The 8,624-nt window shown below is 67.4% G+C and carries 12 protein-coding genes; 1 reads left to right on the top strand and 11 read right to left on the bottom strand.

Going from position 1 to position 8,624, the window contains the following annotated elements:
* Nucleotides 1-103: 103 nt before the first annotated feature.
* From JW364_RS23665 to JW364_RS23630, 8 genes are all read right to left on the bottom strand, one after another.
* Nucleotides 104-439 carry an ATP-binding protein gene (locus tag JW364_RS23665; RefSeq protein WP_205334466.1) on the bottom strand — a complete coding sequence of 112 codons (336 nt, stop codon included), beginning with the start codon at nucleotides 437-439 and terminating at the stop codon, nucleotides 104-106.
* A gap of 10 nt (nucleotides 440-449) precedes the next feature.
* Nucleotides 450-875 carry an STAS domain-containing protein gene (locus tag JW364_RS23660; RefSeq protein ID WP_159372055.1) on the bottom strand — a complete coding sequence of 142 codons (426 nt, stop codon included), beginning with the start codon at nucleotides 873-875 and terminating at the stop codon, nucleotides 450-452.
* A gap of 374 nt (nucleotides 876-1,249) precedes the next feature.
* Nucleotides 1,250-1,963 carry a PAS and ANTAR domain-containing protein gene (locus JW364_RS23655; RefSeq protein WP_205334465.1) on the bottom strand — a complete coding sequence of 238 codons (714 nt, stop codon included), beginning with the start codon at nucleotides 1,961-1,963 and terminating at the stop codon, nucleotides 1,250-1,252.
* Between the two features lie 514 nt (nucleotides 1,964-2,477).
* The gene (locus JW364_RS23650) at nucleotides 2,478-3,080 is read right to left on the bottom strand and encodes a sigma-70 family RNA polymerase sigma factor (protein WP_374100873.1); all 603 of its coding nucleotides are present in this window, start codon (nucleotides 3,078-3,080) and stop codon (nucleotides 2,478-2,480) included.
* Nucleotides 3,081-3,295: 215 nt separating this feature from the next.
* The gene (locus tag JW364_RS23645; protein ID WP_240199544.1) at nucleotides 3,296-3,649 is read right to left on the bottom strand and encodes an Lsr2 family protein; all 354 of its coding nucleotides are present in this window, start codon (nucleotides 3,647-3,649) and stop codon (nucleotides 3,296-3,298) included.
* 251 nt (nucleotides 3,650-3,900) lie between these two features.
* The gene (locus tag JW364_RS23640) at nucleotides 3,901-4,509 is read right to left on the bottom strand and encodes a TetR/AcrR family transcriptional regulator (RefSeq protein WP_205334464.1); all 609 of its coding nucleotides are present in this window, start codon (nucleotides 4,507-4,509) and stop codon (nucleotides 3,901-3,903) included.
* Between the two features lie 199 nt (nucleotides 4,510-4,708).
* Nucleotides 4,709-5,137, bottom strand: a complete 429-nt coding sequence (locus JW364_RS23635; protein ID WP_205334463.1) for an ATP-binding protein — start codon at nucleotides 5,135-5,137, stop codon at nucleotides 4,709-4,711.
* A 27-nt stretch (nucleotides 5,138-5,164) separates the two neighbouring features.
* Entirely contained in the window at nucleotides 5,165-5,578 is a 414-nt protein-coding gene (locus JW364_RS23630) for an STAS domain-containing protein (protein ID WP_205334462.1), read from the bottom strand.
* Nucleotides 5,579-6,290: 712 nt separating this feature from the next.
* Here JW364_RS23630 and JW364_RS23625 point away from each other — a divergent pair.
* Nucleotides 6,291-6,512 carry a hypothetical protein gene (locus JW364_RS23625; RefSeq protein ID WP_240199543.1) on the top strand — a complete coding sequence of 74 codons (222 nt, stop codon included), beginning with the start codon at nucleotides 6,291-6,293 and terminating at the stop codon, nucleotides 6,510-6,512.
* Nucleotides 6,513-7,335: 823 nt separating this feature from the next.
* On the opposite strand, the gene JW364_RS23620 is transcribed toward JW364_RS23625, so the two are convergent.
* The 3 genes from JW364_RS23620 to JW364_RS23610 form a co-directional block, all read right to left on the bottom strand.
* Entirely contained in the window at nucleotides 7,336-7,584 is a 249-nt protein-coding gene (locus JW364_RS23620; protein WP_159372048.1) for a hypothetical protein, read from the bottom strand.
* Nucleotides 7,585-7,776: 192 nt separating this feature from the next.
* On the bottom strand, nucleotides 7,777-7,929 hold the full coding sequence (locus JW364_RS23615; RefSeq protein ID WP_159372047.1) for a hypothetical protein: 153 nt from the start codon (nucleotides 7,927-7,929) through the stop codon (nucleotides 7,777-7,779).
* Nucleotides 7,919-8,624: TetR/AcrR family transcriptional regulator (locus JW364_RS23610; protein WP_205334540.1), on the bottom strand; the 706-nt coding region annotated here is incomplete at its 5' end. The genes JW364_RS23610 and JW364_RS23615, both read right to left, overlap by 11 nt.

Below are 8,624 nucleotides of genomic sequence, written 5' to 3'. Positions count from 1 at the left end.
CAGAAACGATGGACAATGCGGTGGAAACCAGCACTCAACGCATTCGCCATCACCTTCGCCGACCGCATGCCGGCCAGCGAAGACAACTAACCGAAAACGCCACTTACACCGTTAATCTGATACTCCCCTCTGAGGGGCTGGGGTCCCAGGTTCCGGTGTCGGTGACGGTGATTTCGAGGACGCCGTTGGGTCGGTGTCGGCTGCGCACGGTGACCGTTCCGGGTGCGGCGGTGTCGTTATAGGCGTGTTCGGTGGCGTTGGCGACTGCTTCGTAGACGGCCAGGACGATGTCGCCGCGGCGTTCGGTGTCGGCGTCGACGGTGGCCGTGACCCAGAGGGTGAACAGTTCGCGCAGTGTGTAGGCGGCTTCGGCGGTGGCCTCGACCGAGCGTTGGAAGTCACCGGTGGAGTCGCCATCGAGGTGCAGTGATGAGTCCACGCCGCGGTGTTTACTCAGTCGGGGTGCCGCTCATTCCGGTGGGGTCGGTCATGGAGGTGACGGCGTGGGCGAGGGAGGGGTAGAGGACGATCGTCTGGTCCAGGCCCATAAGTGTCAGCGGCCTCGACGTCGCGGGTTCGGCGGCGACGACTCCGAACAGTCCGGTCGGTGCGATGGCCTCGTGTGCGGCGACGAGCGCGGCCATGCCGGCTGAGGCCAGGAAGTCGGTGGTGGTCAGATCGATGATCAGGCCGCGCGGTTGGCCGGTCAACGCGTTCGTTACTGCCTCGGACAGTTGTGGTGCGGTGAGCACGTCGATGCTGCCCTGCACGGTCAGGATCACCAGTTCTTCGTGCTGGGCGGAGACGATGGTCAGCAACGCACGGCCGGCGTTGTCTCCGCTGTCGTCGACGACCACAGCGTCAGGGTTGACCACGGCGTCAGGGTTGTTTGGCTGCACTGGTGACTCTCGCTTCCATCGAAGGGGGCCACACAGCTGTTGTGTGGCCACGGCCCCGACCGACGACATGACGACGGCTACCTGCTGCACCGGCCTACCCATTTTGTCATGGTCGCCCGCCCGACAGCGATGCGGTCGGGCGAGGACGTCAGGCGCGGCAGCCCTTCGTCGGGTCTCGCCTGGGGACCTCGCCCGACGGTCACACGACACCACGTTCGAGATTGCACATCCGATTGCGCGATACGCATTCGAGCTGGCGGATCGTCGGTTCGTCGAATCAGATGTGGATGCGGATGTCGGAAACTCGTGCACTGTGCTGTCCGAGGCTCGGCTGTCCGGAGCACGCTCGGCTACTCGGTGGACGAGGTCGGTTCGTCGTGGTGGCGGTGCGCTGTCGTGGTGTCCTCGGGGGTGGCCGGTGGGCCGGCTGCGGTGAGGATGAGGTGATCGAAGTCTCGGCGCATGTCGTCGCTGGCGCGTAGCTGTGTGCTGGCGGCGACGATGGCTTCGCACACAACCCGCAGTTTGGTGTTGGACGTTTGGGACCGCCAGGTGAGTACGTCGAAGGCTCGGTCGGCGGGCACGCCGTAGACGAGCATGATCATGCCTTTGGCCTGTTCGATGACGGCACTGTGTTCGCGGAAGGCGCGGATGTGGCCGTCAACTTCGGCCTGGACGGAGTCGTTGGTGTAATCGGCCAGGTCGAGGTAGAACCCTTCGGTGCCGACCGCCCGGCCGGTGTCGTCGCGGATGGCGTGGGCGATGACCGCGACGGGGCGCACCTGGCCGTGGGTGTCGATGATGCGATGTCTGCTGGAGAAGGGGATATGGCGAACGCGCATCTGCTCGACCATCGCGAGGAAGGACGCGCGGTCCTCAGGATGCTTGTGAGAGGCGAGGAGGTCGGTGGTGGGCGTCATCTGCTCGGCCGGGTAGCCGTGCAGGACCGCTGTTTCGGGGCTCCACTCCCACTGTTCGGTGTCGTACCAGAACCGGAAGGTCGCCACTCGCTGGTAGTCGGTGCTGTCGGAGGGACGCTCGGCCCCCTCGGACCCGTCGGACACTCGTGCATACTCCTGATCACTGTGTGGAGACCTACCGGCAGCAGGGTCATCGTTCCGTCAGAAAAATATGTATCCCCCTCGGTGGGCGTTACAAGGGCCGTCAGGCCCTATCACCGCAGAGTGTGGCCGGTACCTCTCCGGTGTCGGGGTGATGACGCAAGCCACCTGATGCCGAAGTGGGGAGCGGCGGTTTCGGCTCCCCGGGTGGTGGGGTAGGAGGACAGTAGCCGTTGCCGGCCTGGCCGGGCAGTGGTGAGACCTCGGGCAGTTGAGCAAACGCTGCCCGAGGTCGTTTCCAATGGCTACTGGCCCCGACAGCGAGGGTTCGGAGCCGCGGCCCGGTTCGGATGGCCCGCCCGTTCCGCACTGTGTCGAGGGGGCCCGGCGGTGCGGGTCGCGTGCCGACGGTCGGGCCTGTCGTTACACAGTCGACCCGCAGTGGTGGCCGCGCCAGGCCTCACCATGTGGGTGTGTGTCGATCACCGGCAGCGGGCGACGGCAGGGATGGCTGGTGTCACGTGTCGTCGGGGGCGAGCATGACTGTTCGTAACCGTCGCAGTCCGTCGCGGATACGGGATTTGGTGGTGGGCAGCGGTGTTCGGAGTCGCTGCGCGACTTCGGGATAGGACAGGCCACCGAAGTAGGACATCTCGATGCATTCACGCTGCAGGTCGGTGAGCTGGCCCAAGCCGGCATGCAGGGTGCGCACCTCCTCGGCCGCGACGGCCACTTCCAACGGAATGTTGCGCGGGGTGTCGGGTTCAGCGGTGGTGGCGCCGTAGTCGGAGATCCGCTCGGCCTGCATGTCTTCGGTGCGAACCCGGTCGACAGCGCGGCGGTGGGCGATGGTCATCATCCAGGTGATGGCCGCGCCGCGGGCAGGGTCGAAGTCTCCGGCGTTCTGCCAGTACTGCAGATAGGCTTCCTGGACGACTTCCTCGGCGTAATGGCGGTCCCGCACGATCCGCACCGCGAGACCGTAGATGCGTGAACTCGTCAGATCGTAGAGGCGGGTGAACGCCTCCCGGTCCCCGTCGGCCACCGACACCAGCAGCTGACTCAGCAGAGTCCCGTCACCGCGACACGCCGGCGCGGGGGAGCTGTCTTGGGTGGCCACGGTTTACTACACGGCCGACAACCGGGGCAGGGGTGCGTGCTCACGCACCGATCTCGTGACGATCTGGGCGGCGAGCGGGACCGTGTGGTGAGCGCAGACCATGCACGTGTCCTTTCCTGCGGGGTCGCTGCGTACACCGGGCGTATCGAACGACCTGGTGGATGCGTTACTTCCCTCAGGTGTCGCGCCCGCACCCGCGGAGGGGTTCCGGATGGTTAGGCGTGTGTGTCGTCGAATGCTGAGACCACGTGCAGGGGGATACGGCCACGCGCCGAGACGTGGTAGCCGTTGTCGCGGGCCCACTGGCGGATGGCTTGCGACCGGGTCGGCGACGGCCGCGCACGTCCACCAGTCGTTGCGTGGTCGGCTGCGACTTTCGTTGCGCGCGAGGTGTATTTCGAGATGTCGCGCTCGAATTTGGCGAGGTTCGCCGGCCGAACATCAAGCACGTAGCGGGCGATCCGCTGCCCCGGCAAGGTCACCGAGAATTCGACCGTGTGCACATCCTCGGAATCGATCGGCCGCCCGTCGACATCGTCGACCACCTCGACACGCGCAATCTTCGCCATCCGGCAACAGCCTCCCGATCATCGACCCCAACCCCTCGTGGGGACTCTATCCGCAGCTGAGGCCACCCACCGGTCCAGCGACAGCCTCCACTACTTCTGTGAGCGGGGCGGCGCTTCCGCGCCGCCTGGTGTTCGGTGACAGGCGCAACCCGGATGGCCCGCCTCGCATAACGGCCGCCGGCGCCGACGGACCCGCCGCGAGCGGGCGGGTCGTCCCGTCCAAGTCGCCGGATGGCGGGTGAGCGGGGTGGTTACTGCACGTAGGACATCAGGCCGCGCACGGACGCGTCGATGATCTGGTCGATCGCGGCATCATCGGCGAGGCTGAGGTAGGTCAGGGTGATGGCGTTGGTTGCGGCGATGACCACCGGCCCCAACTCGGCGACCGGCACCGTCCACTGGACACCGGCATGGCGGGCGCCGCGTTCGAGTCCGGCGGCGGCGATTGTGAACAGCCGTGCATACATGTGTGCGCCGGCGGTGTGCAGTTCGGGATGGTTGCGCGCATAGATTCCCAGCGCGATGACGGCCTGCATACGACCAGGCTCGGCCTGCAGGAGCCCGTAGAACCCGCGGAAATGCCGCCGCAACTGCGACTCCATGTCGAGCGCATCACCGGATGCCGGATCGACGTCGTCGGGCACGATCGAATCCAGAACAGCAGTGATGTCAGCGGGAACCGCAGTCTCCATTACTGCACTCAGCAGTGCGATGCGGCTTTCGAAGGCGTAATGAAAGCTTCCCAATTTCATCCCGGCATAGGCACAGATCCGCCGGGTGGTGGCACCTTCCACTCCGAAGTCGGCGATCACACGGTAGGCCGCATCGATGAGCGCGGCACGGCGCTGATCGGCTGACATCCGAGGCACTGACGCCTGCCTTCCTCATCATCGACCCGCGCCGGCGGCCGGCATTGTCACCGACCGGACTTGGGGCCCAAGGTTGCGTCCGACCCTAGCGTCCGCACACCGCTCAGCACTGCGCGTTGACCAAGCGGCCCAACGTCGCCGTGGGCGTTCCGCCGACGGGGCACCGGCGGCGGGACCGGACTGCCTCACCTCACTGTCGGGCGCCGGGGCCGATGCGTCGCCAGTACAGCGCGATGGTGGTGCCGTTGGGGTTGGTCGTGATGTTCGACGAGTCGCTGAGGTCTCCGATCAGCGACAGGCCGCAGCCCCGGTACGGCGCGGTGCTGGGGTCTCGTCTCCGCACGCCGCGGTCGGAGATGGTGACGGTGAGTTCACCGGTCGGCCTCATCGAGGCGTTCACCTCGACCTGCCCGGTGCGGGTGCAGGCGTAGGCGTGCTCGACGGCGTTGTTGGTCGCTTCGCCGACGGCCAGGACGACATCGTCGCGGCGCTGCGCGGAAGGTCGGCAGGCGGTATCGAGCCAGGCCGTGAATTGCTGCTGAAGCTGGGTCGCGGCGTCGGCGGTAGCAGCGATGGTGCAGCGGAAAGCGCTGCCCTGCGCCGAAGGTGTGGCGTCCACGGGTGGTTGCCTACCGCAGTCGGGCTGTCACGACGCACCTCTGGTCGTCGCGGCGATGGCGTCGGCGAGTGTGGGGTATAGCGGCAGTGTGTGGTCGACACCCATCATCTGCAGGGGCCGGGTGGTGACGGGGTGGGCGGCGACGACACCGAGGTGGCTGGTCGGGGAGATGGCCTCGTGTGCGGCCAGTAGCATGGCCATCCCGGCGGAGGAGAGAAAGTCGACCGCGGCCAGGTCGATGATCAGCCCGCGGGGTTGGCCGCTCAACGCTTCGAGGATCGCTGCAGCCAGCTGCGGGACGGTGAACATATCGATGCTGCCGTCAACGGCCAGGAGGGTCAAGCCCTCCCGGAAATGCGTCGAGGTCACTCTCAGCAACCCGCGACCGGTCGCCGGGTCGGTGGGTGTGCCGGTCACCGGATGGGAGTTGTGGGATGGCATGTCGGTGCTACTCCTGGCGTTCGTGGCCACCGGCCGGTGCGACAGCGACTTCCTTAGAGACGTGTCCTCCGTGCAGGGTGCGGCAGGTGCTCTACCGGTGCCTACGCGTCCGTCGCGGACAGTGACCTTGTTCCTACACGACTGTCGTCGCCGATGACGAGCACACCGGACCGCACGAACAGTGTGGCATTGCGTGTCTGCGGCACGGCGCACCCGTCATCGGCTGATATTCGGCGGCGCCGTCGACACGGATGGCTGAGCATCCGGGCGCCCGCACAGCGCCTTTGTCGGCCCGCGAGGTCCACCGCAACCGCCTCGGACGGCCTCGACCCCGATTGTGGCACTCGACCCGAACGCCACGGTTCGACGCGGCGGGCGTGTTCGCACGCGGTGTAACACCTGGATTCGTCCCGAAGATGACCTCATGTGGTGACGCTGGTGCGAGTGACCACCGCGGCGCCATCGGTGCCGTCGCCGGGGGCGGGGTGAGGAGGAGGCCCGGGCTGTGCGGGATGTACGAGGCGATGGCTTCGAGCCCTCGTTCGCTGTCATGCTCGAGGTGCTGTTCGATCACGTCCCAGGATCAGGCCCTACCGGGCGTATTACCGCCGACGAGGTTTGCCAGCGCAGTGTCGGCGCCCCACGGCCGCTGAGCCCGCCGGTGTTGAGTTCCCTGCGCCGGGGGCGGACCCGTGACCCCAAACTGACGACCGTGCAGGCAACTGCTGTCGGTTTCGGCGTCGACATCGCCTTCTTCACCACCAGTTTCCACCACCGCCATCGCCGCCACCCCATGCCGGTGCGGGTCGTGCTGGCCAGCAACGGATGGCATGACTACTACCGCATGGCAGCAGCGCTCTACGATCTCCCACCACCGCAACGCGCGATCGTGCTCGCCGTCATCGACGTCCTCCTCGACCACCCACGCCGATAACCCACCGCCGCGCTGGCGGCGTCGCACCGTTCGGCGCTCACCGAGCCGACGACCGGACCGGCCAGGGTGGCTGTGCGACAGCGGAATTGTTGGCCCACATCTGTACCTGCAACCCCCGCTCACACGCGCTTGCCGGCGTTACCGTTGAACAGGGTCGCGCGTCGCTGCAGCGTCGCGACCCTGCAGGCGGGGCGCCGCTGGTTCCATCGCAGGGAGCCCACCCAGAAGCGGCACCCCGTCTGCCCGCTCCGCGGTGTGGCAGGGCTGCCAGGTGCCAGCGGCCGGGAGACCGGCGTGGAGATGGACGTCACCGATGGTCATCACGCCGGTCGCCGTTCGCTGTTCGGCCCCCCGGATGCGACAGCCGCACGGGGACCGCGGCGGCGTAATGCATGTGGGTGCGGTTCACGCACATCATGGCTCGGTGACGAGCTGTCCTGGATTTCGTCAGCGTGCGCGCCCGACTGGTCCGGCCGGTGTGGCGGACGTCGAGAGACCTGGGGGACCGGCGGGGGGTGGGCTGTCAACCCCGAAGAGGCAGGCGCGCCGGAAGCCACTTTCGTCTTAGGAGCGTAGCGAGTGAAAGTGGTTGGAGCGCACGGGCGTAGCGCAGCGGAGAACGGGCGGTAGCCGCCTGGTGTGGGTTGACAGCTCGGGGGTCCCCGTCGGTCACACTTGGTCGACGTGCGCGCGCAATAAGGTGACCACCCACCTAACTGGGATCTTCCCGGGTCGGCGGCGGAGCGCAGCGGAGTCGGCGGGCCGGGACAATGCTGTGCGGCCCGTGGGCCGCTCCGCCGCGCCCCGGTGCCCGGCGCGCGGCTCAGCCGGTGATCTGTCGGCAGTCGCGGCATTCCCACTGACCGTCGACGAGGACACACAGGCGGCGTTGTTCGCACAGCCAGCAGGTTTGCCCAGGTTTGGGCTGTTCGCCGGCCTCGACGGCACGCAGCCGATCGGCAGCCTCAAGGCGGGTGTGGGCCTGGGTGCGGTAAGCGGCGCGGATCGCCTGGTCGCGGGTGGTTTGGGCGTCGGCGGTCATCGGTTGCCCGTCGGGGTTGTGGCGCAGCATGGGACAGAAGTCTCGACGGCATTGGCCGCAGGGGTGGCCTTGGGTGTCGGTGGGGTTCGCGCAGCCAGGTAGGGCGCAGCGCGGGAACAGTTCGCCGGTGATAGTCACGGTGTGTCGTCGAGGTGGCGGGTGGATCGGGTGCCGGGGCGGTGGGCCGCGACCGTGTGGTCGCGGCCCACCGCTGGACGAGGTCTAGTCGAGTGGCACGTCGGCGGCGTCGGTGTCATCGGCGATGACCTGCTCCACGTCGGAGAGGGTGTAGCCGGTCACCTCGACGAGGAAGTGCAGGTATCCAGCGCGGGCCTTGACCTGGCTGCCGCCGAGGTAGGCGCGGTCACCGGCCACAGAGTTCGACCGGGCTCAGGATGGCGGATGCCAGCGCGCGGAACTCGCCGTCGATGCCCGGCCGCGAGCGGAGCTCTGGCGACGAGATGACCTGGTAGACGAATCCGGTAAGTGCCTGCGTGAGCGCGTTGGCATCGGCATGCGTCAGGGTCGGTGAACGGGCCAGGATCGCAGCAGTCCACTCAGCGGTGTAGTCCGACGCGGTCCGGCGAAGTGAGACCTGGTCTGCTTCCGGCAGATACACGATGTCCTGGTGGGCGATGGCCAACACTCGACCGTTCGGGCCGAGCGAGTAGTCGAGGAACACACCCACGAGGACGTCCAGCGCTTCAACCGCCGAGGACTCCGCCAGTGCGTCGACGGATATCCAGTGCAGATTCTCGAGACCTCGACGCATGATGGTCATCAGGATGTCGGTCTTTCCCGCGTACTCCTGGTAGACCGTCGCCGGCGACACATCCGCTTCGGCGGCGATCTCGTGGATTCGGACGTTGGGAAATCCGCGCGCGAAGAACATCCGGGTCGCGGCGGCGAGTATCCGATCACGCCGCGCAGCGGGCCGTCGGCCGGATCCATCGGCGAACCGCGCGCGGGACTGTGCCCCGCGGGGAAGCGGACAGCTCAGGATCGAGTCCACGACCGCCCGCTGGATCTGCGTGAGCCGCCGTGGGGTGAGCGAACCCCGCATCGCCGCG

Origin of the sequence: Gordonia sp. BP-119, assembly GCF_016924115.1 — a bacterium.
Classification (GTDB): domain Bacteria; phylum Actinomycetota; class Actinomycetes; order Mycobacteriales; family Mycobacteriaceae; genus Gordonia; species Gordonia hongkongensis.
The sequence above is the reverse complement of the archived record's forward strand: the minus strand, read 5'-3'. Positions and strand labels throughout refer to the sequence as shown.

Excerpts from the sequence above, each read along its gene's own strand:
- JW364_RS23645 (WP_240199544.1), bottom strand. The coding sequence starts at position 3,649 with ATGGCGAAGATTGCGCGTGTCGAGGTGGTCGACGATGTCGACGGGCGG.
- JW364_RS23640 (WP_205334464.1), bottom strand. The coding sequence starts at position 4,509 with ATGTCAGCCGATCAGCGCCGTGCCGCGCTCATCGATGCGGCCTACCGT.
- JW364_RS23630 (WP_205334462.1), bottom strand. The coding sequence starts at position 5,578 with ATGCCATCCCACAACTCCCATCCGGTGACCGGCACACCCACCGACCCG.
- JW364_RS23620 (WP_159372048.1), bottom strand. The coding sequence starts at position 7,584 with ATGCTGCGCCACAACCCCGACGGGCAACCGATGACCGCCGACGCCCAA.